The organism is Streptomyces cyaneofuscatus, assembly GCF_000718135.1.
GTDB lineage: Bacteria > Actinomycetota > Actinomycetes > Streptomycetales > Streptomycetaceae > Streptomyces > Streptomyces cyaneofuscatus.
On record NZ_JOEM01000009.1, the window covers coordinates 102,107 to 123,981 of the forward strand.

25 protein-coding genes, 1 tRNA gene and 1 pseudogene are annotated in these 21,875 nt (G+C 70.5%); 13 read left to right on the forward strand and 14 right to left on the reverse strand.

Features of this window, described 5'->3' with window-relative positions; all coding sequences use genetic code 11:
- Positions 1–14 precede the first annotated feature (14 nt).
- Both IF17_RS0116885 and IF17_RS0116890 read right to left on the reverse strand, forming a co-directional pair.
- Positions 15–257 (reverse strand): hypothetical protein, encoded by a 243-nt coding sequence (locus tag IF17_RS0116885; protein ID WP_018511077.1) that lies wholly within the window; start codon positions 255–257, stop codon positions 15–17.
- Complete coding sequence (locus tag IF17_RS0116890) at positions 254–502, reverse strand: hypothetical protein (RefSeq protein ID WP_018511076.1); 249 nt, start codon at positions 500–502, stop codon at positions 254–256. The genes IF17_RS0116885 and IF17_RS0116890 overlap by 4 nt, the downstream gene beginning before the upstream one ends.
- 173 nt (positions 503–675) lie before the next feature.
- Here IF17_RS0116890 and IF17_RS0116895 point away from each other — a divergent pair, with 173 nt between their 5' ends.
- Positions 676–957 carry a hypothetical protein gene (locus IF17_RS0116895; protein WP_030566745.1) on the forward strand — a complete coding sequence of 94 codons (282 nt, stop codon included), beginning with the start codon at positions 676–678 and terminating at the stop codon, positions 955–957.
- Entirely contained in the window at positions 954–1,385 is a 432-nt protein-coding gene (locus IF17_RS0116900) for a hypothetical protein (RefSeq protein WP_030566746.1), read from the forward strand. The genes IF17_RS0116895 and IF17_RS0116900 overlap by 4 nt, the downstream gene beginning before the upstream one ends.
- A gap of 44 nt (positions 1,386–1,429) precedes the next feature.
- On the opposite strand, the gene IF17_RS0116905 is transcribed toward IF17_RS0116900, so the two are convergent.
- Positions 1,430–1,654, reverse strand: a complete 225-nt coding sequence (locus IF17_RS0116905; protein ID WP_030566748.1) for a cold-shock protein — start codon at positions 1,652–1,654, stop codon at positions 1,430–1,432.
- Between the two features lie 344 nt (positions 1,655–1,998).
- On the reverse strand, positions 1,999–2,760 hold the full coding sequence (locus IF17_RS0116910) for a phosphoglyceromutase (protein WP_030566751.1): 762 nt from the start codon (positions 2,758–2,760) through the stop codon (positions 1,999–2,001).
- A 218-nt stretch (positions 2,761–2,978) separates the two neighbouring features.
- On the opposite strand from IF17_RS0116910, the gene IF17_RS0116915 reads away from it, so the two are divergent.
- Positions 2,979–4,304 carry an MDR family MFS transporter gene (locus IF17_RS0116915; protein WP_030566753.1) on the forward strand — a complete coding sequence of 442 codons (1,326 nt, stop codon included), beginning with the start codon at positions 2,979–2,981 and terminating at the stop codon, positions 4,302–4,304.
- A gap of 134 nt (positions 4,305–4,438) precedes the next feature.
- On the opposite strand, the gene IF17_RS1000000139280 is transcribed toward IF17_RS0116915, so the two are convergent.
- Positions 4,439–4,588, reverse strand: coding sequence for a hypothetical protein (locus IF17_RS1000000139280; protein WP_167344520.1), 150 nt, complete (start codon positions 4,586–4,588; stop codon positions 4,439–4,441).
- A gap of 265 nt (positions 4,589–4,853) precedes the next feature.
- Positions 4,854–5,534 carry a phosphate signaling complex protein PhoU gene (phoU, locus tag IF17_RS0116925; protein WP_030566755.1) on the reverse strand — a complete coding sequence of 227 codons (681 nt, stop codon included), beginning with the start codon at positions 5,532–5,534 and terminating at the stop codon, positions 4,854–4,856.
- Between the two features lie 197 nt (positions 5,535–5,731).
- Between phoU and phoR the strand changes: the two genes are divergently transcribed.
- Together phoR and phoP are read left to right on the forward strand one after the other, a co-directional pair.
- Positions 5,732–7,012, forward strand: coding sequence for a two-component system sensor histidine kinase PhoR (gene phoR, locus IF17_RS0116930; RefSeq protein ID WP_030566757.1), 1,281 nt, complete (start codon positions 5,732–5,734; stop codon positions 7,010–7,012).
- A 5-nt stretch (positions 7,013–7,017) separates the two neighbouring features.
- Positions 7,018–7,689: a two-component system response regulator PhoP gene (phoP, locus tag IF17_RS0116935; protein WP_483316155.1), complete on the forward strand. Its 672-nt coding sequence runs from the start codon at positions 7,018–7,020 to the stop codon at positions 7,687–7,689.
- 94 nt (positions 7,690–7,783) lie between these two features.
- Here phoP and IF17_RS0116940 read toward each other — a convergent pair whose 3' ends face one another.
- The gene (locus IF17_RS0116940; RefSeq protein ID WP_030566762.1) at positions 7,784–8,476 is read right to left on the reverse strand and encodes a hypothetical protein; all 693 of its coding nucleotides are present in this window, start codon (positions 8,474–8,476) and stop codon (positions 7,784–7,786) included.
- A gap of 709 nt (positions 8,477–9,185) precedes the next feature.
- On the opposite strand from IF17_RS0116940, the gene IF17_RS0116945 reads away from it, so the two are divergent.
- The 7 genes from IF17_RS0116945 (at position 9,186) to IF17_RS0116975 (ending at position 16,395) form a co-directional block, all read left to right on the forward strand.
- Entirely contained in the window at positions 9,186–9,668 is a 483-nt protein-coding gene (locus IF17_RS0116945; protein ID WP_006380568.1) for a CarD family transcriptional regulator, read from the forward strand.
- Positions 9,669–10,009: 341 nt separating this feature from the next.
- The gene (ispD, locus tag IF17_RS0116950; RefSeq protein ID WP_032772078.1) at positions 10,010–10,777 is read left to right on the forward strand and encodes a 2-C-methyl-D-erythritol 4-phosphate cytidylyltransferase; all 768 of its coding nucleotides are present in this window, start codon (positions 10,010–10,012) and stop codon (positions 10,775–10,777) included.
- A complete protein-coding gene (gene ispF, locus IF17_RS0116955; RefSeq protein WP_030566768.1) occupies positions 10,767–11,279 on the forward strand; it encodes a 2-C-methyl-D-erythritol 2,4-cyclodiphosphate synthase in 513 nt (170 codons plus the stop codon). The genes ispD and ispF overlap by 11 nt, the downstream gene beginning before the upstream one ends.
- A 179-nt stretch (positions 11,280–11,458) precedes the next feature.
- Positions 11,459–11,863, forward strand: a complete 405-nt coding sequence (locus IF17_RS0116960; protein ID WP_030566770.1) for a PPOX class F420-dependent oxidoreductase — start codon at positions 11,459–11,461, stop codon at positions 11,861–11,863.
- 203 nt (positions 11,864–12,066) lie between these two features.
- A complete protein-coding gene (cysS, locus tag IF17_RS0116965; RefSeq protein WP_030566772.1) occupies positions 12,067–13,467 on the forward strand; it encodes a cysteine--tRNA ligase in 1,401 nt (466 codons plus the stop codon).
- A gap of 111 nt (positions 13,468–13,578) precedes the next feature.
- Entirely contained in the window at positions 13,579–14,535 is a 957-nt protein-coding gene (gene rlmB / locus IF17_RS0116970; RefSeq protein ID WP_030566774.1) for a 23S rRNA (guanosine(2251)-2'-O)-methyltransferase RlmB, read from the forward strand.
- A gap of 210 nt (positions 14,536–14,745) precedes the next feature.
- Entirely contained in the window at positions 14,746–16,395 is a 1,650-nt protein-coding gene (locus tag IF17_RS0116975; protein ID WP_244890504.1) for a DoxX family membrane protein, read from the forward strand.
- Between the two features lie 83 nt (positions 16,396–16,478).
- Here the strand turns inward: IF17_RS0116975 and IF17_RS0116980 are convergent, their stop codons facing one another.
- The 4 genes from IF17_RS0116980 to IF17_RS01000000136500 form a co-directional block, all read right to left on the reverse strand.
- Positions 16,479–17,198 carry a nucleotidyltransferase family protein gene (locus IF17_RS0116980; RefSeq protein WP_030566778.1) on the reverse strand — a complete coding sequence of 240 codons (720 nt, stop codon included), beginning with the start codon at positions 17,196–17,198 and terminating at the stop codon, positions 16,479–16,481.
- 86 nt (positions 17,199–17,284) lie between these two features.
- Positions 17,285–17,698 carry a hypothetical protein gene (locus tag IF17_RS0116985; RefSeq protein ID WP_018511057.1) on the reverse strand — a complete coding sequence of 138 codons (414 nt, stop codon included), beginning with the start codon at positions 17,696–17,698 and terminating at the stop codon, positions 17,285–17,287.
- Positions 17,699–17,924: 226 nt separating this feature from the next.
- Entirely contained in the window at positions 17,925–19,061 is a 1,137-nt protein-coding gene (locus IF17_RS0116990; protein WP_030566780.1) for an ABC transporter ATP-binding protein, read from the reverse strand.
- A gap of 87 nt (positions 19,062–19,148) precedes the next feature.
- Positions 19,149–20,585 (reverse strand): RNA-guided endonuclease InsQ/TnpB family protein, encoded by a 1,437-nt coding sequence (locus IF17_RS01000000136500; protein WP_244890505.1) that lies wholly within the window; start codon positions 20,583–20,585, stop codon positions 19,149–19,151.
- A gap of 121 nt (positions 20,586–20,706) precedes the next feature.
- Here IF17_RS01000000136500 and IF17_RS0117000 point away from each other — a divergent pair.
- A tRNA-Thr gene (locus IF17_RS0117000) sits at positions 20,707–20,780 on the forward strand.
- 74 nt (positions 20,781–20,854) lie between these two features.
- On the opposite strand, the gene IF17_RS0117005 is transcribed toward IF17_RS0117000, so the two are convergent.
- The 3 genes and pseudogenes from IF17_RS0117005 to IF17_RS1000000140405 form a co-directional block, all read right to left on the reverse strand.
- On the reverse strand, positions 20,855–21,178 hold the full coding sequence (locus tag IF17_RS0117005) for a hypothetical protein (protein WP_030566783.1): 324 nt from the start codon (positions 21,176–21,178) through the stop codon (positions 20,855–20,857).
- A 68-nt stretch (positions 21,179–21,246) separates the two neighbouring features.
- The gene (locus IF17_RS1000000140245) at positions 21,247–21,636 is read right to left on the reverse strand and encodes a helix-turn-helix domain-containing protein (protein ID WP_030566785.1); all 390 of its coding nucleotides are present in this window, start codon (positions 21,634–21,636) and stop codon (positions 21,247–21,249) included.
- Positions 21,637–21,660: 24 nt separating this feature from the next.
- A pseudogene (locus tag IF17_RS1000000140405) lies at positions 21,661–21,828 on the reverse strand (helix-turn-helix domain-containing protein); the annotation flags it as partial.
- Between the last annotated feature and the right edge of the window lie 47 nt (positions 21,829–21,875).

Below are 21,875 nucleotides of genomic sequence, written 5' to 3' on the forward strand. Positions count from 1 at the left end.
CGTCAGGCCCATCGTCAGGGCAGGGGAACGAGCCGGACGACGGTGACGGTCAGCACGGACCGGGAGACGTAGTAGAGGACGATGGCCCCGGAGACGGTGGCCTCCCGCCGGTCCCGCTCACTCTTGACGGCGGAGGAGGCGTGCCCGTACGGCTCCCGGCCCAGCGTGCGGGCCATCTCGTCCCGGAAGGACTGCCCGTCGCGCATCTTGGCCAGGGTGTCGTCGGCGGGCGGCGCGTAGGAGATGCGGAAGCTCAAGCGACGCTCCGCCTCTCGGCCTCGTCCTGCGCCAGCCGGTCCAGGATCCGTTCGGCCTCGGGATCGGGAACGGCCTCCAGCATCCAGTGCCGCATGACGGCGGAGATCTCGTGGACCCCGGCCTCGTTGATGGCGAGGTCGAACTCCTCGCGTCTCTCCTCGGGCAGGGCGGCGCGGATGTCCGGGATGCTGTTGGGCACCTCCACCTCGGTGCCGCCGACGAAGGTCTTCAGAGACTCGCCCATGATCGCTCTCCCCGATCTCCTTGCCCTTGATGCCGGTGCCGCTGGGCCGCTTGGGGCCACCGTAGTGCGTGAGACGCGGAGTTCGGCCCAGGGGTGCACCACCGGATCGCGCTGGGGCATCACGTGTGCCGGCAGAGCTTGGCTCCCCGGCCCGAAGTGACGATGCTGGTCCGATGCCAGGTCAGCGAAAGAGAAGACGACAGCCGACGGGCGAACCACGGCCGTCCGCCGAGCGCTTCGCCCCCGAGGCGGTCCGTTGGAGCGTGCTCTTCGAGACACAGGACGCGTCGGAACGCCACGCTTACGTCCGGTGCTTGCGGGCGGAAGGCTCCCGGATCGACTGGTCCGCCGTGCGGATGGACACGCTCTGCGGCCGCCTGAAGCAGCCGACGACGTACCGCCTGAGCCTCTTCGTCCCGAACTCCGGCCCCGGTCCGGAGGAAGGCGCCCGGTGAAGACGAACAGCTCCTGGTTGCACCCCGAGCCCATCGCCGCGCTGCTGGCCGCCGCGGGGGAGGCCGCCATGGTGCTGACGTACGCGGAGGACCGGGCCTTCGCCGGCGTCAGCCTCAACCGCTTCGCCTCGGTGAACTCGACGCGCCTGGACTGGCGGGGCGCCGAAGTCCTGGAACGCTCCGAGGAGTTCGACGGGGACGGGCTGCGCAAGATGGTGCGTCGTTACGGGGGCGAGGGCGAGCTCGTCGTCGTCTTCTGGGGCAACCACGCAGTGCCCTCGATCGCGCTGGAGGCCGAAGCCGTGGCGGCTCACGCGGAGATGGTGGTGGGCAGCTGCTACGAGTGCTGGCTCTACTTCACCGACGGCCACGTACTGATCGAGTTCCAGGACGGCGAGGGGTTCGTGGCCGCCAGGATCCCGAACTGACCACGTAGCGCCCGCCCCACCTGCTCTCCGGACACCGAGCGAGGTCACGCAGCCCGGGGCACGATGCTCAGGGCCCGGTAGTCGTACCCGTCCTGCTGGAACCCGGGGGCTTCCCAGGCGAGGTCGACCCGCTGCCCCGCCGACAGCGTACGGAAGCCGGCCGCCCGGATGTCGGAGTAGTGCCCGAAGCAACCGCCGGGAGTCTCGGCGGAGTCGAGCACGCCCCACCCCTCCTCGTCGTTCCACTCACGAACCGTCGCTGTCACCATGCCGGAACTTTATGCGCCCGTCCGCATCCACGCCCTCGGGTATCGCCCTGGCCCACGAACCGGCTCCGTTGTCAGTGCCTGCCTCTAGGCTCTCAAGCGCGCGGGCGGCTTCCCGGGGGTTCCAGCTCTGTAAGGAATGATTGCATCCCCGGCCTGTCTGGGGGCGGCCCGGAGAATCGTCCGGGACCTAACCGACGGTCGGGCTCTGTCGATGGCCAGCGGATGACCTGCCAGAGCCGGCCGCGCACGCGGACCAGGGCGACCTCAGGCCTCCCAGCCCGCCCGCACGTGAAAATGCCCCCGCCCCGCGCCGTAAGCGCAGTTCGGGGGCATGATCGAACGGGCTACTTCTTCTTGCCCTGGTTCTTCACGGCCTCGATGGCCGCCTTCGCCGCGTCCGGGTCGAGGTACGTGCCGCCCGGCTTCAGCGGCTTGAAGTCGGCGTCCAGCTCGTAGGAGAGCGGGATGCCCGTCGGGATGTTGAGGCCCGAGATGTCCTCGTCCGAGATGCCGTCCAGGTGCTTCACCAGGCCCCGGAGGCTGTTGCCGTGGGCGGCGACCAGGACCGTGCGGCCGGTGAGGAGGTCGGGGACGATGCTGTCGAACCAGTACGGGAGCATCCGGACCACGACGTCCTTCAGGCACTCCGTGTCCGGGCGCAGCTCCGGCGGGAGGTCCGCGTAGCGCGCGTCGTCGAACTGGCTGTACTCGTCGTCGCGGGCCAGCGGCGGCGGCGGGGTGTCGTACGAGCGGCGCCAGAGCATGAACTGCTCCTCGCCGAACTCGGCCAGGGTCTGCGCCTTGTCCTTGCCCTGGAGGGCGCCGTAGTGGCGCTCGTTCAGGCGCCAGGAGCGGCGGACCGGGATCCAGAGGCGGTCGGCGGACTCCAGGGCCAGCTGCGCGGTGCGGATCGCGCGGCGCTGGAGGGAGGTGTGCAGGACGTCGGGGAGCAGACCGGCGTCCTTGAGCAGCTCACCGCCGCGGACTGCTTCCTTCTCGCCCTTTTCGGTGAGGTTGACGTCCACCCAACCGGTGAACAGGTTCTTCGCGTTCCATTCGCTCTCGCCGTGGCGGAGGAGGATCAGCTTGTACGGTGCGTCGGCCATGAGTCCGAGCGTAATCGAACCCGCACACCCTCCGCGCGCCCGCCCGCGTAGCGGACAGGGCACCCGGACGGGGCACCCGCGGGAGCGCCCGGCGCGGGGACGATTGACGGTCGGCGTCAATCGGGTGGCGGACGGGAAGCCCGGCTTCGTAATGTTCGGACTGCCATCGGGACTCTTACCCGGTGCGCCTCGTCCGTACGTCCCGTGGGGGGAACCGCATGTCCGTCGCCGGTCTCAGAACCGCCGCCCGTGAGACCGTCTCCGGGCTGCCCCGGGAGTTCTGGTGGCTCTGGCTCAGCACGCTGGTCAACCGGCTCGGCGGCTTCGTCGCCACCTTCATGGCGCTGTATCTGACCCTGGACCGGGGCTACTCGGCCTCGTACGCCGGTCTCGTCGCCGCCCTCCACGGGCTCGGCGGGGTCATCTCCTCGCTCGGCGCCGGGGTGATGACCGACCGCCTCGGGCGGCGGCCCACCATGCTCATCGCGCAGCTGTCGATGGCCGTCTCCGTGGCGGTGCTCGGGTTCATGGAGCACCCGGTCGCCATCGCCGCCGTCGCGTTCTTCGTCGGCACGGCGAGCAGCGCATCCCGGCCCGCCGTCCAGGCGATGATGGCCGACATCGTGCCCCCGAAGGACCGCGTGCGGGCCTTCTCCTTGAACTACTGGGCCATCAACCTCGGGTTCGCCGTCTCCTCCGCCGGGGCCGGGTTCATCGCCGAGTACAGCTATCTCGCCGGTTTCCTCGGCGAGGCGACGATGGTGCTGGCCTGCGCCGTCGTCGTCTTCCTGAAGGTGCCGGAGTCGCGGCCCGAGCAGGCCGCCCCGGTGAAGACCGCCGGCGGCAAGCGGGCCAAGGACGAGGTGCGGCTCATCACCGTGCTGCGCGACGGGCGCTTCATGGGGGTCGTGGGGCTGTCGTTCCTGGTGGCACTGATCTTCCAACAGGGGTACGTGGGACTGCCGGTGGCGATGGGAACCGACGGGCTCTCCAGCTCCGACTTCGGTACCGCCATCGCCGTCAACGGCGTCCTGATCGTGGCCCTCCAGATCCCCGTCACCCGCTTCATCCAGCACCGCGACCCGCGCCGGCTGCTGATCATCTCCTCGCTGCTCGCCGGGTACGGCTTCGGGCTGACCGCCTTCGCCGGGTCCGTCGCCGTGTACGCCCTGACGGTCTGCGTCTGGACCCTCGCCGAGATCGTCAACGCGCCCACCCAGACGGGTCTGGTCGTGCAGCTGTCGCCGGCCCAGGGCCGGGGCCGCTACCAGGGCATGTACACGATGTCCTGGTCGGTGGCGGCCCTCGTCGCGCCCCTGATGTCCGGTTTCGTGATCGACCACTACGGTGCCGCCTGGCTCTGGGGCGCCTGTGCGGTGATCGGCACGGTCGCCGGCCTCGGCTACTGGCTGCTGATGCGCAACCTGCCCCATGAGGAGATCGTCGCGGAGGAGGCCGTCCCCGAGCCCGCCCCCGTACCCGCCCAGGCCCGGCCGGACCAGGCCGAGCCCGACCCGGCGCCGGTGATCGAGCGCGCGGGCTGAGCCGCCCCGGGCCGTGAGAACGACGACGAGAACGACGGACGACGGCGCCCGCCCGGATCACTCTCCGGGCGGGCGCCGCCGTCCGTGCACGCTGTACGGGACGTGCGAACGCCGTACGGGACGCGCGGCGCGCGTCAGCCCGAGCAGCCGCCGCACTGGCACGGAGCACCGGACTGGCAGCCGCACCCGCAGCCCGAGCCGCAGCCGCAGGCGCCGAGCACGGTCAGGTGCACCACTTCGATCGGGGTCTCCAGCTGGGGTTCGGTCGTGGGGGAATCGGCCATGGTCCCTCCTCAGGGCGTACGGCTGGGCGGCGGACGCCGCTGCGCCGCCGCCGGGGACGTGACGGCAGGGCCCGTACGTACCGCGTACGGCCCTGGCGCCGTCCCCGCCCCATTGCATGCCCATCCCGCACGGCGCATCAACGGCGCACACGTGCAGGAACACATGTGCGACTCGCGTGCGCCGGGAGCGTACGCCCGTCACGCGGGCAGGGACCCCATGGCGTACGCGTTCCCGTAAAGGGCGTTACGAGCCCCCTGATGAGCGTTACGAGCCCTCCGCCGGCGTCGCCGCCGCCTGGATCTCGTCCGCGTGCTCACCCGTCACCAGGTAGACGACGCGCTTGGCCACCGACACCGCGTGGTCCGCGAAACGCTCGTAGTAGCGGCCCAGCAGCGTCACGTCGACGGCCGTCTCGATGCCGTGCTTCCAGCGGTCGTCCATCAGGTGCTGGAAGAGCGTGCGGTGCAGCAGGTCCATCTCGTCGTCGTCCTGCTCCAGCTGGAGCGCCAGATCGACGTCCTTGGTGATGATGACCTCGGCGGCCTTGGCCATCAGCCGCTGGGCGAGCTGGCCCATCTCCAGGATGGTGGCGTGCAGGTCGTGCGGGACCGCCGACTGCGGGAAGCGCAGCCGGGCCAGCTTCGCCACGTGCTGGGCGAGGTCGCCGGAGCGCTCCAGGTCGGCGCTCATCCGCAGCGAGGTCACCACGATCCGCAGATCGGTCGCCACCGGCTGCTGACGGGCGAGGAGGGCGATCGCGCGCGCCTCCAGGTCGTGCTGGAGGTCGTCGACCTTCTGGTCGCCGGCGATCACGCTCTCCGCGAGCTTCAGGTCGGCGTCGAGCATGGACGTGGTCGCCCGGCCGATCGCCGATCCGACCAGCCGGGCCATCTCGACCAGGCCTTCTCCGATCGAGTCGAGTTCCTCGTGGTAAGCGTCGCGCATGGAAGTCCCTCTCCAGTTCCAACTGAGGCCGGGGTCTCGGACCGACCCCCACGGTTACACGGTGCGGCCGCAACGCGTCCGTATCCGGCCCCCTAAGTGAACCGGCTCCTACCCCTCGGTGAACTCTGGGCGACGAGTGTTCGAGATGGCACTCGGACGGCTGGGAGAGTGTCGGCGCACCCGCATAACCTTGAAGCATGGACGTGAACGCGGCGGTCGCCGCAGCTGCAGCGATCGCCGGGCTGTTGACCGGTGTGATCGCCATGCTGGCGTTCCGCTGGAGCGAGCGCGACCTGAAACGGCCCACGCGTACGTCGCTGCGGCCGGACAGCAACGCCGCCCTGCCCCCCGGAGTGGACACCGTCCTCTCCGTTCTCAGCTCCTCCGCCGTCGTCCTCGACGAGAGCGACAGCGTGGTGAAGGCCAGCTCCGCGGCGTACGCCCTGGGCCTGGTCAGGGGCGGCCGGCTGGCCGTCGAGCCCATGCTCAACATGGCCAGGGACACCCGGCGGGACGGGGAGATACGCCAGGGCGAGCTGGACCTCCCCCGGCGCGGCACCGGCCGGGGGGACACCCTCGCGGTCTCCGCCCGGGTCGCCCCGCTGGGCTCGCGGCTGGTGCTGCTGCTCGTCGAGGACCTCACCGAGGCCCGCCGGATCGAAGCGGTCCGGCGCGACTTCGTCGCCAACGTCAGCCATGAGCTCAAGACCCCCACGGGAGCGCTCTCGCTGCTCTCCGAGGCGGTCATGGACGCCTCCGACGACCCGGAGGCGGTGGAGCGGTTCGCCGGACGCATGCAGATCGAGGCGACGCGGCTCACCAACCTGGTCCAGGAGCTCATCGACCTCTCGCGGGTGCAGAACGACGACCCGCTGGAGGACGCCGAGCCGGTCAAGGTGGAGGTGCTCGTCGCCGAGGCGATCGACCGCTGCCGCCAGCAGGCCGGCTCCAAGCAGATCACCATGGCCTCCGGCGGCACCGAGGGCCTCACCGTCTGGGGCAACCGGGGCCAGCTCGTCGGAGCGCTCGGCAACCTCGTCGAGAACGCCGTCAACTACAGTCCCGCCCGCACCCGGGTCGGTATCGCGGCCCGCCGCACCACCGGACCGGGCGGGGACCTGATCGAGATCGCCGTGACCGACCAGGGCATCGGCATCTCGGAGAAGGACCGCGAGCGGGTCTTCGAGCGGTTCTACCGCGTCGACCCGGCCCGCTCACGGGCCACCGGTGGCACCGGTCTCGGCCTCGCCATCGTCAAACACGTGGCCGCCTCGCACGGCGGGGAGGTCACCGTCTGGAGCTCCGAGGGACAGGGCTCCACCTTCACCCTCCGGCTGCCCGAATCGGGCGCCGTGAGGGAGCGCACCACCGGCGGACCCCTTATCGTCAACGGCGTCAACGGCGTCGGCGACAAGGACCAGCCCCCGTTCGAGACCGACTCCTATGACCCCTTCCCCGCCCCGGAGGCTCTTCCGTGACCCGAGTGCTTGTCGTCGAGGATGAGGAATCCTTCAGCGACGCCCTGTCCTACATGCTGCGCAAGGAAGGTTTCGAGGTCGCGATCGCGGCGACCGGCCCCGACGGTCTGGACGAGTTCGAGCGCAACGGCGCCGACCTGGTCCTGCTCGACCTGATGCTGCCCGGTCTGCCCGGCACCGAGGTGTGCCGCCAGCTCCGCAGCCGCTCCAACGTTCCGGTGATCATGGTCACCGCCAAGGACAGCGAGATCGACAAGGTCGTCGGACTCGAAATAGGAGCCGACGACTACGTCACCAAGCCGTTCTCCTCGCGCGAGCTCGTCGCCCGCATCCGCGCCGTCCTGCGCCGCCGCGGGGAGCCGGAGGAGATCACCCCGGCCGCCCTGGAGGCCGGCCCGGTCCGGATGGACGTCGACCGGCACGTGGTGACGGTCTCCGGCGGCAAGGTCGACCTCCCGCTCAAGGAGTTCGACCTCCTGGAGATGCTCCTGCGCAACGCGGGCCGCGTGCTGACCCGTATGCAGCTCATCGACCGGGTCTGGGGCGCGGACTACGTCGGCGACACCAAGACCCTCGACGTCCACGTCAAGCGCCTGCGCGCCAAGATCGAGCCCGACCCCGGAGCGCCGCGCTACCTCGTCACGGTGCGAGGCCTCGGGTACAAGTTCGAGCCGTAAACCGCAGGACGGCTGACATGCGAGAGGGGCGCTTCCCGGCCGGGAAGCGCCCCTCTCGCATGCCTGCGCGTCTTTCGTACGTACGCGGGTGGCGTCAGCCGGTCGTCCCGGCCGTCGCGGTCTCCGGGGTGCCCTGCTGCTCCGTACCGGCCGCCGGGGACTCGGGGGTGCCGGCGGCGGGCGACTCGGAGTTCTCGCCGGCCGGGGCCTCCGGCGTCTCGGAGCCGCCGGTCTCCGGGGTCCCGCTCGGCGTGGCCGCCGGGGCCTCGGGCAGCGCGCTGGGGCCGAAGTCCTTGTAGTAGCCGGTCGCCGGGACGACGTTGGCGCCGAGGCCGACGTCGCCGGTGCGGCTCAGCTTGAAGACGACCTGCTGGACGTTGCCGTCCTGGGCGGCCTCGCGGCCTCCCTCGATCACGGCGGAGGCGTTGCCCTTGCCGCCGAGGACGACGCGGCCGCCGGCCGGGATCTCGACGGGGCCGGCGCCCTTCGCGGGCTGGAGCTTCACCTGCACGTCGGTGCCGGGCAGCGTGATGCTCTCCAGGACCTCGTCCTCGGTGCCGTCGTTGAACAGCGTCGCGACCACGACGGCGGGCCCCTCGGCCTCGGGCTCGGCCTGCGTGATCACGTTCGCGTTCTGGACCTTGATGGTGCCCACCGAGGTGGCCGCGTTGTCCGGCCTGACCTTGAGCGTCTCGGCGCTGTTGCCCGCCGCGCAGGCGGACAGGGAGACGATCGAGAACGCGATGGCAGTGGCGGCGAGGGCGCCGTGTCGAAGGCTGCGGCTCACGGCGGCGGCAACTCCTTGAACGATCGGACTGCGGACTTCGGACGTCGGGCGTTGTACGTGTGCCGAGCGCCCCGCGGACGGACGGGAAGGGGTGACGTAAAGCCGCCCTAAGGGTGTGTCAGCGGCCTTAGGCTACCGAGCCACCACTCCCGCCCCGCACCCGACCCGCCTCTAGGGGGCGCGGCTCTTCCGGGGGAGCGCTTCCCGAAGGCCCGACGGCCTGGCGCGCGGCGGAGCGGCGCGGGACAGCCGCACCCGGGGGCCGGCGTGTCACGTGCCGTTCACATAATCGCGGTGATCAATTCCTCCGGCCGCGGCGCATTACCCGCGAAAGGCGCCGCGAGAGACGTCATGAGAGACGTCATGAGGACGCCGCGAGGTGTGGGTCTTGATCAATTTCATTGGGCACGTGCACTTACATCCGTACGGGTGATCGATGACCGAACGGAGTAGGTAAAGTTCACCATCTGGAACCCGACAAAACGGGACTTTCGCCCCCTTCTGTGGGGCTTCCGGACCGTGTGACGTGAGTGTTTCCCCTTGGTCGCACAGCCGCTCCGACCTGCGAATACCGTCTTCCGGAAGCCTTCCGCAGCACGTCCATGTTGCTGTTGTCAAGCCCTGAGATATGCCCTGACCTGCGAAAACGCCATTCAGGAGAGGCGATTCTCGTGTTACTCTGGATAGCCACGGAAGGGGTACCTGTCACATGACGTTCAAGGTTGGCGACACCGTGGTCTATCCCCATCACGGGGCCGCGCTGATCGAGGCTATCGAAACTCGCCAGATCAAAGGCGTGGACAAGACCTACTTGGTGCTCAAGGTCGCCCAGGGCGACTTGACGGTTCGTGTGCCGGCGGACAATGCGGAGTTCGTGGGCGTGCGCGACGTGGTCGGGCAGGAGGGACTGGACCGGGTCTTCGAGGTGCTTCGCGCACCGTATGCCGAAGAGCCGACCAACTGGTCCCGGCGTTACAAGGCAAATCTGGAAAAGCTCGCCTCGGGCGATGTCATCAAGGTCGCTGAAGTCGTGCGTGACCTGTGGCGTCGTGAGCGCGAGCGCGGTCTCTCCGCCGGAGAGAAGCGCATGCTCGCCAAGGCCCGCCAGATCCTGGTGAGCGAGCTCGCTCTCGCGGAGAACACGAACGAGGACAAGGCCGAGGCCCTTCTCGACGAGGTCCTCGCGTCCTGAACCGGATCGCACCGGTCGTAAGAATGTGCCGCGGTGCCCGCTGACCAGCCGTTTGTACGGTGTGTCGTCGGGCGCTGCGGCATGTCCGGATCCGGATCGCGAGCCCGACTTCCGGTGATTCCCCTGCCCGGTACCCGGTCGATTCCCGTACCCGGCGACGGCGATGCGCCGCACGCACCGCCACCCGCCGTACCGTTGATCGCCGCTGCGACTCCGCTCGACCAGGGGTCACGGAAGGGGCCCGGTTCAAGTCAGGGCGTCACGCCCGGCTTGCTGGGCCCCTACCCACGTCGCCCGTGGAAACAAACCTGCCGAACCCCCGGACCTTCGGAGTGCAATCGATGACCTCGACGCCACCCCCGCCCGACCGGCCGCGCCCCCCGCGTACCGCAGCGGTGATCCCCGCGGCCGGCCGCGGCATACGGCTCGGACCGGGCGCGCCCAAGGCCCTCCGGGCGCTCGGCGGCACGCCCATGCTCATCCACGCCGTACGTGCCATGGCGGCCTCCCGGGCCGTCTCCCTCGTCGTGGTCGTCGCCCCGCCGGACGGCGCGCCCGAGGTGAAGCACCTCCTCGACGAGCACGCCCTGCCCGAGCGCACCGACTACCTGGTCGTGCCCGGCGGCGACACGCGGCAGGAGTCGGTGGGCCTCGGCCTCGACGCGCTGCCCGAGGACATCGCCGTCGTCCTGGTCCATGACGCCGCCCGCCCGCTGGTGCCGGTCGACACGGTGGACGCGGTCGTCGAAGCCGTACGGAACGGGGCGGCCGCCGTCGTTCCCGCCCTGCCGCTCACCGACACCGTCAAGGAGGTCGAGCCCGCCGAGGTGGCCGGGGAGCCGGAGCCGGTGCTCTCCACGCCCATACGGGCCAGGCTGCGCGCCGTGCAGACCCCGCAGGGCTTCGACCGCGACACCCTCGTACGGGCCCACGCCGAGGTCGCACTCGACGGCGAGGGCGCCACGGACGACGCGGGCATGGTCGAACGCCTCGGCACGCCGGTCGTCGTCGTCCCCGGCCACGAGGAGGCGTTCAAGGTGACCCGGCCGCTCGACCTGGTGCTGGCCGAAGCGGTACTCGCCCGCAGGAGGGCCCACGATGGCTTCTGACGCCTCTGCGACGGGGCCCGCCCCCGTCATCCCGCTCGTCGGGATCGGCACCGACATCCACGCCTTCGAGGAGGGCCGCGAGCTCTGGTGCGCGGGCCTGAAGTGGGAGGGCGAAGGCCCCGGCCTGGCCGGCCACTCGGACGCCGACGTCGTCGCGCACGCCGCCTGCAACGCCCTCTTCTCCGCCGCCGGCCTCGGCGACCTCGGGCAGCACTTCGGCACCGGTCGCCCCGAGTGGTCCGGCGCCGCCGGCGTGACCCTGCTCACCGAGGCAGCCCGGATCGTCCGCGCCGAGGGGTACGAGATCGGGAACGTCGCCGTCCAGGTCGTCGGCGTACGCCCGAAGATCGGCAAGCGGCGCGACGAGGCGCAGAAGGTGCTGTCCGCCGCCGTCGGCGCCCCGGTCTCGCTCTCCGCCGCCACCTCGGACGGCCTCGGCTTCACCGGCCGCGGCGAGGGCCTCGCGGGGATCGCGACGGCGCTGGTCTACCGGGCGGGCTGACCGCTTTCAGGAGGCGCAAGCCCCGCACGGCTCACGGCTCACGCGACGCAACCCCGTACCGCCTCCGTACGCACCCGCTCGTTCACCCGTTCGGCGGGAAGCGAGGGGAAGCAACGGAGGCCGTACGGGGTTGGGGGTAGGAGCACCGCACCACCCCGGCCATCAGGAGGACGTACGTCATGACCGCCGCACTCTCCACCGAGCTCAAGAACCTTCTCGACACCCCGGTCTTCGTCAACATCGCCACCATCCAGCCGGACGGCAGCCCGCAGGTCTCCCCGGTGTGGGTGAAGCGCGACGGCGACGACGTCCTGATCTCCACCACGGTCGGCCGCCGCAAGGAGACGAACCTCCGCCGCGACCCGCGCGTCACCGTCGTCGTCCAGCCGGCCGACAACCCGTACACCTACGCGGAGATCCGCGGCCGGGCGGAGCTGACCACGGAGGGCGGCCAGGAGCTGATCGACGAGCTGTCGGTGAAGTACACCGGCAAGCCGTACGCGGAGTTCAACCCGGACTCCGCCCAGGACGACCCCCGGGTCGTGGTCCGGATCACCCCGCGCAAGGTCGTCGGCCGCATCTGAGGAGCCCACCGAAGAAGCCCCGGAGAGGCCCGCCAAAGCCCCCCGAGAGGCCTGCGAAAGCCCCCCGAGAGCCCTCCCGAGGGCCCCGCAGAGCCCCCGCGAGCTCTCGGCGGGGCCTCCCCGACCAGGCCGGTATCAGAAAGTTGCCCCCGCGATCGCCCAAGGGTCGCGGGGCACTGGTGTCGGCCTACTACCCTTGAGGCGTGACTATTCGCCTGCACGACACCAGCGCCCGGCAGATCCGTGACTTCGTCCCGCTCACAGCGGGCTGTGTCTCGATCTACCTCTGCGGCGCTACCGTCCAGGCCGCACCGCACATCGGGCACATCCGTTCCGGGCTGAACTTCGACATCATGCGCCGCTGGTTCACCTACCGCGGCTACGACGTGACGTTCATCCGGAACGTCACCGACATCGATGACAAGATCATCAAGAAGTCCGCCGAACAGGGCCGCCCCTGGTGGTCGATCGGTTACGAGAACGAGCGCGCGTTCAACGACGGCTACGACGCGCTGGGCTGCCTGCCGCCCACCTACGAGCCCCGTGCCACCGGCCACATCACCGAGATGATCGAGATGATGCGCGGCCTCATCGAGCGCGGCCACGCCTACGAGGCGGACGGCAACGTCTATTTCGACGTCCGGTCCCTCCCCAGCTACCTGGAACTCTCCAACCAGGAGCTGGACGACCTGCGCCAGCCCTCCGGCGAGGGCGAGACCGGCAAGCGCGACCAGCGGGACTTCGCCATGTGGAAGGCGGCCAAGCCGGGCGAGCCCAGCTGGGAGACCCCCTGGGGCCGCGGCCGGCCCGGCTGGCACCTGGAGTGCTCGGCGATGGCCCACAAGTACCTGGGCTCCGCGTTCGACATCCACGGCGGCGGGCTCGACCTGATCTTCCCGCACCACGAGAACGAGATCGCCCAGGCCAAGGCGTACGGCGACGCGTTCGCCAACTACTGGGTGCACAACGCCTGGGTCACCATGGCCGGCGAGAAGATGTCGAAATCCCTCGGCAACTCCGTCCTCGTCAGCGAGATGGTCAAGCACTGGCGCCCGATCGTCCTGCGCTACTACCTGGGCACCCCGCACTACCGGTCGATGATCGAGTACAGCGAGGAGTCCCTGCGCGAGGCCGAGTCCGCGTTCGCGCGGATCGAGGGCTTCGTCCAGCGCGTCACCGAGAAGGCCGGGGAGACCGTCGCCCCCGCCGCCGAGGTGCCGCCCGCCTTCGCCGAGGCGATGGACGAGGACCTGGGCGTGCCGCAGGCACTCGCGATCGTCCACACCACCGTCCGCCAGGGCAACAGCGCGCTCGCCGCCGACGACAAGGAAGCCGCCGTCGCCCGCCTCGCCGAGGTCAGGGCCATGCTCGGCGTCCTCGGACTCGACCCGCTCGACGAGCACTGGGCGGGCGAGGGCGACCGGGGCGAGGACCTCCACGGCGTCGTCGACACCCTCGTACGCCTGGTCCTCGACCAGCGGCAGTCGGCCCGGGAGCGCAAGGACTGGGCAGCGGCCGACGCCATCCGCGACCAGCTCAACCAGTCCGGACTCGTCATCGAGGACAGCGCCAACGGTCCCCGGTGGACACTCGGACCGCGCTGAGCGCACCCTCTGAACAGGGCAATGGTGCCGCCCGGCGATCCGGGCGGCACACTGAGACGTACACGATCTGCATCTCCATGTAGATCGCAGATTTACAGGAACAGGTAGGTCATGGCCGGGAACAGCCAGCGCAGGAACCGCCGCACGTCCAACAAGAAGGGCATGCAGGTCGGCAGCGGTGGTCAGCGACGCCGTGGTCTCGAAGGCAAGGGACCCACGCCGCCCGCCTCCGCCCGCAAGGGACACAAGAAGAACCGGATCGCCGGCGCCCAGGCCAAGCAGGCCGCCGCCCGCCGCCCCGCGCCCCGGCGCGGCGGCGTGAAGGGCACCTCCGAGATGGTCGTGGGCCGCAACCCGGTCTACGAGGCCCTGCGCGACGGTGTGCCCGCCACCACCCTCTACGTCCAGCAGTACATCGACAACGACGAGCGCGTCCGTGACGCCCTCAAGCTCGCGGGCGAGCGCGGCCACATCAACCTGATGGAGGCCCCGCGCCCCGAGCTGGACCGGATGACGAACGGCCTGAACCACCAGGGCCTCGTCCTCCAGGTCCCGCCGTACGAGTACGCGCACCCGGAGGACCTCACCGCCGCCGCGTACGACAACAACGAGGACCCGCTGATCGTCGCCCTCGACGGCGTCACGGACCCGCGCAACCTCGGCGCGATCGTCCGCTCGGTCTCCGCGTTCGGCGGCCACGGCGTGGTCGTCCCCGAGCGCCGCGCGGCCGGCATGACCGCCGGTGCGTGGAAGTCCTCGGCGGGTACGGCGGCCCGCACCCCGGTCTCCCGGGTCACCAACCTGACCCGTGCGCTGGAGGGCTACCAGAAGGCGGGCCTCACGGTCGTCGGCCTCGCCGCCGACGGCGAGCACACGGTCGAGGACCTGGAGCAGCTGGCCGGTCCGGTCGTCATCGTCATCGGCAGCGAGGGCAAGGGCCTGGGCCGCCTCGTCGGCGAGACCTGCGACTACCGCGTCCGGATCTCCATGCCGGGCGGCGCCGAATCGCTCAACGCCGGTGTCGCGGCCGGCATCGTGCTCTACGAGGTGGCGCGCCGCCGCGCATAGGACGTGGCACGCCGCCGCGCATAGCCGCGCACAGGCCTCCCGTACGGCGTTCGCGCGATGACCACCTCGGCAACGGGCTCGCCCGCTCACCGAGTTGACGCGCGAACGCCGAACAGGGTTCCAGGATGCCCGAGTTTGGCCGGATCTTGACGGGTCTCGGACACATCGGGCCCGTCAAGGCAGTGTCCTAACCACCCATCACTCGGTTAGATGAGTGTGGACACCAGAACGCCTCGGTTCGACGAGCAACCCGCCCTGAGCATGACCAAGGTGGACAGCGACCCCGCGCAGGTCATCGTCAACCACGCCAGCTTCCGGGTGCAGCTCGCCCCGGGTCAGCGCGCACGGCTGCGCGGTCTCGCGGACACGGCCCGCATCCCCGCCATGAGCGGTGCCGGCGTCGGCCGCAGGCGGGCACCGGTCGTCTGGAGCGGCAGATCGGCCCCGGGCGACCCCGGCGCCACCGGCCTCCTCCAGGCCGTACGCAACTCCACCGCCGGCCTCCTCGACACCGCGCTCACCGCCGGGGCCGCGGACAGCCACGCGGCGGGCGCGACCCAGGTCATCCCGCTCCTGGAGGAGACGCAGCCCAACCCCGTACTGACCGCCCCGCAGCAGCCCGGCCGCACCGGCCCCCTCCTGCCGCCCATGCGCCAGGCCGTCGGCGCGTACGACTCCGTCGACCTCGACCAGGATCCCCCCGCCACCGGCGACGACCGTGACGACGAGGAGACCTCCGAGGCCCGCGCCCGACGCCACGGCAACGACCCCGTCCGGCACGCCTACTACCCCGGCCACCGGATGAACCTCGGGGTCGTCCTGCTCCCCATGCGGGTCCTCCTCGGCTTCATCTCCATCTACGCCGGCATGGGCAAGCTCTGCGACCCCGTCTACTTCGACGGCGGCGAACGCGGCTCCATGGTCAAGTGGCTGACCTCGCTGCACCCCTGGGCGCTCGCCGAACCCCTGCGTGACTTCGCCCTCTCCCACCCGGTCGGCGCCGGACTCACCGTCGCCTTCCTCCAGGTCGTCGTCGGCGTCCTCACCGTCCTCGGCCTCTGGCAGCGCGTCGCCGCCTCCATCGGCGCCCTGCTCTCCGCCGCCCTCCTGGTGACCGTCAGCTGGCGCACCGTCGCCGTGTACGACGCCCCCGACATCATCCTGCTGGCCGCCTGGAGCCCCCTGATCATCGCGGGGGCCCCCGTCTACTCCGTCGACGGACGCCTCGCCGGAGAGGCCTGGCGCACGCTCGGCCCCCGCTCCGAGATCTGGGACCTGCGCCGCCGCGTCCTGCGCCGCGGAGGCGTCGTCGCCTCCGTCGTCATCGGCCTCACCCTCCTCATCGGCTCCATCCTCGGCGGCGCCGTCCGCTCGGCCGAGGTCGTCACCGTCCCCGGCCGCAACGACTACCCGACCAACCGGCTCCCCGGCCAGCCGCTCCCCCAGGAGTCCACCGGCGAACGCCAGGCCTCCCGTACGCCCCAGGAGCAGGAGCGCAGCCCCGAGCCCACCAGCTCCGGCGCCCCCACGACGCCCGCCACCGGCGGCCAGGCCACCACCCCCGGCGCGACCCGCGACTCCGGCGGCGGCGAGACCGCCGGCACCGGAACCGGCACCCAGCCCAGCCAGACCCAGGGCACCGGCCAGGAACCCCCGCAGCAGTCCACCCCCCAGCAGCCCCCCGCCGCCACCAGCGCCGGCCCCACCTCCTCCGGCTCCACCGGCGGCGACGGCTCCTCCGGCGGCGGCGCCCCCGAACCCGAGGCCCCGCCCGCCACCAGCGGCGGCGGCGAAGCCCCCGCATCGAGCGGCGGCTCCTCCGGCGGCGGCCGCAACCCCATCGGCGGTCTCCTCGGCTGACCGGAGCGACGCGCAACGAGAGGGGCGGCCCCCACCCGGCTTCGGGTGGGGGCCGCCCCTCTTCTCCTCACCGTACGTACGGGTCAGCCGCCGCCCTGGGCGCCCAGCTCACGCGCCGCCTCGGTCAGGTCCTTCGCCGTGTCGATCGCCCGCCAGTACGCCCCATGGGGCAGCGGATACCCGGCCAGCCGGCGCTCCCGGGCCAGCCGCGGGAACGTCGTCCGCTCATGGTCGCCCCGGTCCGGCAGCATCCCCGTGAAAGCCGGGGAGAACACGTACACCCCCGCGTTGATCAGATACGGCGAGGGCGGCGACTCGATGAAGTCCGTGATGTGCCCGAAGGCGTCCGTCTCCACGGCCCCCCACGGAATCCGGGGCCGCGCGAGGGCCAGCGTGGCGGTCGCATCGCGCTCGCCGTGGAAGGCCGCCATCTCACGCAACGAGAACCGCGTCCAGATGTCCCCGTTGGTGGCATACCAGGGCCGCTCCGGATCGGGCAGCCGCTGCGCCGCGTACTTCAGCCCGCCGCCACGGCCCAACGGCTCCTTCTCCACCACGGTCGTGACCCGCAGCGGCAGCACGGCGGACTCCAGCCACTCCTGGAGCACCTCGGCGAGATGCCCGCAGGAGACCACGGCATCGGTCACGCCCTCGGCGGCCAGCCAGGACAGCTGATGGCCGATGATCGGGGTCCCGGTACCCGGGATCTCGACCATCGGCTTCGGACGGTCATCGGTGTACGGGCGCAGCCGCGACCCCTGGCCGCCGGCGAGGATCACGGCCTGCGTCGGATACGTATGCATGGCACGCACGATATGCGGTGCGGGCACGGGAAAGCCGCCGTTGCCCGACGACGGCCGGGCGACGGCAGCTTGTGTACGTACGCGGCTCAGCTGAACTGAGCGACCCCCGAGGCGAACGAGGTGTCGCAGACGGGACGGGAGAAGCGCTGCGCGCGCGTCGGGCCGTACTGCTCCACCGCGGCCTTGCCGAGCGCCCGCGCGATCGACATGCAGTGCCGCGCCAGCGAGGGGCGCTGCTCGACGGCGCGCTGGAGGCCCGTGAGCGCGGTGCCCGGGTCCTTCTCCTGGAGCTCGACGAGGAGCTTGTCGCGCAGGATGTCCTGGGCGGCGCGGGGCTTGGCGGGCTTGGACACGGTCTCCGAGGAGGCGGCCAGCAGCGTGGAGTCTTTGTCCGTTGCCGCCCACGGAACGCTGGTGACCGCGAGGGTCCCGGAGAGCACCATGACGACGGGCAGGACGAGGGCGAAGGATCGGCCGATGCGCCGAGCGGTGTGGGTCACGCAGCGAGCGTAGCGGTCGGTGGTGACTTGGTGACCTTTCGTCACTCCCCCGGGGGATGGTTCGACGCGTCCTTTCGAATGCCAGGTTGACGAAGCAGGGGGAAATGCCCTGTGCGCCGGGGTATTTGACGCGGCCCGGCACCGAAACCCAAACCCACCCCGGACCACGCAAACGGCCCCGCGCCCCCCCTCGAAGGGGGCACGGGGCCGAGCGGAGGTGACGGCGTCAGTTGGTGAGACGCTCACCGGTCGAGGTCGCGAAGACGTGCAGCTCGTCCGGGCGCGGGACGACGTGCAGCTCGGTGCCCTTCTCCGGCACGGCACGGCCGCCGACGCGGACGACCAGGTCCTTGTGCTCGCCGCCGACCTGCGCGGCACCGTAGACGAACCCGTCGGCGCCGAGCTCCTCGACGACGTTCACGGAGACCGCGAGGCCGGCCGGCGCGTCCGAGGAGTCCTTGGTGAGGGTCTTCGCGGCGGCGCCACCGTGCTCGACGATGTCGAAGTGCTCGGGGCGGATGCCGACCGTGACGGTCGTGTCGCCGCGGTCCGCGGCGGCGGACAGCGCCTCACGCGAGACCGGGACGACGCTGTTGCCGAACTTCACGCCACCGTCGGTGATCGGGACCTCGACGAGGTTCATCGCGGGGGAGCCGATGAAGCCGGCGACGAAGAGGTTGGCCGGGCGGTCGTACATGTTGCGCGGCGAGTCGACCTGCTGGAGCAGCCCGTCCTTCAGCACCGCGACCCGGTCGCCCATGGTGAGGGCCTCGACCTGGTCGTGGGTGACGTACACGGTGGTGATGCCGAGGCGGCGCTGCAGCGAGGCGATCTGCGTACGCGTGGAGACACGGAGCTTGGCGTCGAGGTTCGACAGCGGCTCGTCCATGAGGAAGACCTGCGGCTCCCGCACGATGGCCCGGCCCATCGCCACACGCTGACGCTGACCACCGGAGAGCGCCTTCGGCTTGCGGTCCAGGTAGTCGGTGAGGTCCAGCATCTTGGCGGCCTCTTCGACCTTCGCCCGGATGTCGGTCTTGTTCACACCGGCGATCTTCAGCGCGAAGCCCATGTTGTCCGCGACCGACATGTGCGGGTAGAGCGCGTAGTTCTGGAACACCATGGCGATGTCCCGGTCCTTCGGCGGCAGGTGCGTGACATCGCGGTCACCGATGCGGATGGCACCACCGTTGACGTCCTCAAGACCCGCGAGCATGCGCAGGGAGGTCGACTTGCCACAACCGGAAGGACCGACGAGGACGAGGAACTCACCGTCCGCGATGTCGATCTCGAGCTGGTCCACAGCCGGCTTCGTGGAGCCGGGGTAGACGCGGGACGCCTTGTCGAACGTGACACTGGCCATGCTGAATCTTCTCCTCCACCGGCAGGAACGTGCCGGACGATCCGAGTAGGGAGTGGTCTGGTCCACTTGAGTGGGCCTGCGGTGACGTTACCTGGCGTTCATGTGTCCTGTCAGTACCTCTTGGGTCACGAAAAGCTCGCCCGGTGAACGTGAGGATGAGCAAGAGCAACTGACTTTTGACCCCGCCCCGCTGGGGGCACTTCCTGCTTCTGCACCCACCGCCGACCGGACGCCACCCTGAGGGCGACACCCCGTCGGTCTTACACGGACTCCGCAGGCATCACGGCCGACGGCCCGTCGGTCCGGCACGCACTTCCTTCGTATCTCCGAGCCGACTACGCGGCCACCACCACGTCCGGCATCTCGGAGGCCCTGATCATCGAGGGCATGGCCCGCCCCGGGGGCAGCGCCGACGCCACCAGCTCGTACAGCCTCATCTCGCCGACGGCCCCTCCCTCTCGGTGACCGTACGAGGGAGTCGATGGACAGGTCCTCCACCACGAGCACTTGGTTCTCGCGCACGAGGCGGGTGGTGAGCTGGTCCAACGCGTCCCTGCGGACATCACTGATCAGGGCGTACAGCCGGGCGATCTCCTGCCGTGCCTTTTCTCTGTTCTTCGATCCCCTCTTCTTGCGGTGCAGGCTCCGCTGAAGCTTCGCGATCTTCGCTCCGTACTTCCTGAGCAGACGGGGATGGTCCACTTTCTCCCCGTCGTCCAGTGTGACCAGGGCCGTCAGCCCGAGATCCAGACCGACCGCCTTCGGCGCACCACCATCCCGTAGAAACACGGGCGGCAGCGGCGCGATCCGCTCCTCCACCAGCACGGAGACGAAGAAGCGCCCTGCCCGGTCACGGCTCACGGTCAGCTTCACCGGTCGCACACCTGAGGGGAGCGGCCGGGACCACCGGATGCGCAGCGGCCCCGACTGTTTGGCCAGCGCGATCAGCCCTGTCCCCGACTGTTCCGGATCCTCCAGCCAGCGGAAGCCCGTACGGACGTAGGTCGCGGAGTCTCGGGAGCGGCTCTTCTTCTTACGCCTCGGGTGTTTGGCCGTCCCTTTGAAGAACCGCCCGAACGCGGCGTCGAGATGGCGGAGTGCTTGCTGGAGAACGGTCGAGGACACATCCTGCAGCCACCGTGTCTCTTCTGCGTTCCGCCAGCCCGTGAGGGCCCGGCAGGACTCCGTGAACCCCAGCGACACCCGGTGCTCGCGCCAGGCCTTTTCCCGCAGAGCGAGGCCCTCGTTGTAGGTCCAGCGGCAGGCGCCGAAGGTCTTGATCAGCTGCTCGGCCTGGGTGGGGGTGGGGTAGCAGCGGTACCGAAAGACCCGCTGGCGGGTGTCGGCTTCCGGTGTCCGCCGCTGCATCGGCACGGCCACCCGCTGCTGGTGTTTCGCCCGGTCGGGAACGCCCAAGGCCTCGCGCTTGACGCGCTTGGTCTCCGCGCCGGTGACGCGGATCCGCTCGTCCTTCCGTGCGGTCTCGACGACAGCCCCTCCCCCTGTCCGATATTCGGATGGCACTCCAGTGCGTTCAACGAACGGGTGAGTGAGTGGTTACGGCTGCCCGGATATGCCTGTCCGCGGGGGAGCGGCGCTGTGTAGAGTTGTGGCGTCTTGGCGCGCGTCGACGGCGCGTATCCTTGCCTCCTTAGCTCAGCTGGCCAGAGCGCCGCACTTGTAATGCGTAGGTCGTCGGTTCGAATCCGACAGGGGGCCCAGCGGAAAGCCCAGGTCGGATCTCCTCTGACCTGGGCTTTCCTGTGTTTTTCCTTGCTGTGCTCGATGGCCGTCTAGGTCGCGCTCCTGGCGCCGATCGTCAGCTCGACCTCGTCTCCCGTCGCGGTGACGTCGCGGATGGTCCAGGTGTGGGCGTCGATGGCTGTGCCCGCGCCGGTCGTGTACGCCGGCACGCTGAGCGTTGGGGTTTCCGTGTGCAGTTCGGCGTCCGTGGCCGCTCCGTCGGGGAAGCGGAGGTAGAGCTCGATCGGGTGCGGGGCCGTGGCGAAGGCGGTGGGGTCGGGGAGGCCCTGGAGGTGGCAGCGGGCGCCCGGGAAGAGGTGGGTGTGGCTGCAGGTCGCCAGGATCGTGGTGGCGTCGTCGTCGTTCGGTTCCATGCGGGGCTCCGGGAGCGGGAGTGGGCGGGGTGGCCGTAGCTGGTTCTGGTCTGCCTACAGGGTGGGGATCAGCTGGTGCCGGTTTTCGCCCGTGTCGTGCGGCCGCTCTCCGCGGAGTCAGCGATCTCCCACAGGGCCAGGCAGCGGCCCGGCGGTTCGTCGGCGAGGCGGCAGAGGTCCTCCACCGCGCGGCGCGGGGGCAGGGTGGTGCCGGTGAGGCAGCGGTGCCAGGAGGACCTGCTGTATGCCGTGCGCTCCGCCAGGCCGACCAGGCTCAGGCCGGTGCGGGTCTTCAGTTCGCGCAGGGCCGCGGCGAGGATGGTCCGTTCCAGGGAGGGTGTTCCGGGTGCGGTTGTTTCCGGTGCGGGTGCGAATGGTTGGTGCCTCTGGCGGCCGGCGGCGGCTATCTCGCGCAGTGCTAGCAGGCGTGTGGGGTCTTCCCCGGTGAGCTGGGCCATGGCTTCCACGGCGTCGTGGGGCGGCAGTGACCTGCCGCCTAGGTATCGCTCCCACGACTTCGTGCTGTAGCCCGTTTTCGTTGCCAACTGCCGTTTTCTGAGGCCTGAGTGGTCCTTCAGCAGGCGTAGGCGTACTGCTAAGCGGTAAGACGCCGGATCCAGTTCGGCGGGCAGTTCTCTCCAACGCGACATGTTCCCCCATTTCGCGTCCGGGGCTCCGTTCGAGGGCCCCGGTCATC

Bases quoted from the DNA above. Each gene is read 5' to 3' on its own strand.
- phoR (WP_030566757.1), top strand. From the start codon at position 5,732: ATGGACGTGAACGCGGCGGTCGCCGCAGCTGCAGCGATCGCCGGGCTG.
- phoU (WP_030566755.1), bottom strand. From the start codon at position 5,534: ATGCGCGACGCTTACCACGAGGAACTCGACTCGATCGGAGAAGGCCTG.
- IF17_RS0116960 (WP_030566770.1), top strand. From the start codon at position 11,459: ATGACCGCCGCACTCTCCACCGAGCTCAAGAACCTTCTCGACACCCCG.
- IF17_RS1000000139280 (WP_167344520.1), bottom strand. From the start codon at position 4,588: ATGGCCGATTCCCCCACGACCGAACCCCAGCTGGAGACCCCGATCGAA.
- IF17_RS0116905 (WP_030566748.1), bottom strand. From the start codon at position 1,654: ATGGTGACAGCGACGGTTCGTGAGTGGAACGACGAGGAGGGGTGGGGC.
- ispD (WP_032772078.1), top strand. From the start codon at position 10,010: ATGACCTCGACGCCACCCCCGCCCGACCGGCCGCGCCCCCCGCGTACC.
- IF17_RS0116975 (WP_244890504.1), top strand. From the start codon at position 14,746: ATGAGTGTGGACACCAGAACGCCTCGGTTCGACGAGCAACCCGCCCTG.
- IF17_RS1000000140245 (WP_030566785.1), bottom strand. From the start codon at position 21,636: ATGGCCCAGCTCACCGGGGAAGACCCCACACGCCTGCTAGCACTGCGC.
- IF17_RS0116895 (WP_030566745.1), top strand. From the start codon at position 676: ATGCCAGGTCAGCGAAAGAGAAGACGACAGCCGACGGGCGAACCACGG.
- IF17_RS0116980 (WP_030566778.1), bottom strand. From the start codon at position 17,198: ATGCATACGTATCCGACGCAGGCCGTGATCCTCGCCGGCGGCCAGGGG.
- rlmB (WP_030566774.1), top strand. From the start codon at position 13,579: ATGGCCGGGAACAGCCAGCGCAGGAACCGCCGCACGTCCAACAAGAAG.
- IF17_RS0116890 (WP_018511076.1), bottom strand. From the start codon at position 502: ATGGGCGAGTCTCTGAAGACCTTCGTCGGCGGCACCGAGGTGGAGGTG.
- ispF (WP_030566768.1), top strand. From the start codon at position 10,767: ATGGCTTCTGACGCCTCTGCGACGGGGCCCGCCCCCGTCATCCCGCTC.
- IF17_RS0116990 (WP_030566780.1), bottom strand. From the start codon at position 19,061: ATGGCCAGTGTCACGTTCGACAAGGCGTCCCGCGTCTACCCCGGCTCC.
- IF17_RS0116910 (WP_030566751.1), bottom strand. From the start codon at position 2,760: ATGGCCGACGCACCGTACAAGCTGATCCTCCTCCGCCACGGCGAGAGC.
- IF17_RS0117005 (WP_030566783.1), bottom strand. From the start codon at position 21,178: ATGGAACCGAACGACGACGACGCCACCACGATCCTGGCGACCTGCAGC.
- IF17_RS0116945 (WP_006380568.1), top strand. From the start codon at position 9,186: ATGACGTTCAAGGTTGGCGACACCGTGGTCTATCCCCATCACGGGGCC.
- IF17_RS0116915 (WP_030566753.1), top strand. From the start codon at position 2,979: ATGTCCGTCGCCGGTCTCAGAACCGCCGCCCGTGAGACCGTCTCCGGG.